Raw genomic sequence first — 268 nt, forward strand, 5'->3', positions numbered from 1 at the left:
TCGGGATTGAGTCGTGGCCACGACGTGTGCGGGGCGTCGAGCGCGCCGGTGCCGTACGCCGCGTCTGGAGCCAGCGATGGACCTGCCGCGAGGTGCCGCCAAAGCCCTTGACGCGAATCTCACGCCAAAGGGCGAGTGCATTCTCGCAGCCAGCGGACTGCCTCTGTGCAAGGTACGCCACGAAGGGGTCGAGGATACTTGGACCGGGGAGTCGAACCGCACGCTCTGGAAAGGTTTCCGCGTGGGCGTACTTGCGCACCGTTGCTCG

At 66.4% G+C, this 268-nt stretch carries 1 pseudogene; it reads right to left on the reverse strand.

The window, feature by feature from the left end:
• Positions 1-268, reverse strand: a pseudogene (locus tag U8525_RS34615) (ISL3 family transposase); the annotation flags it as partial.

The organism is Corallococcus sp. RDP092CA, from assembly GCF_041903675.1.
Classification (GTDB): domain Bacteria; phylum Myxococcota; class Myxococcia; order Myxococcales; family Myxococcaceae; genus Corallococcus.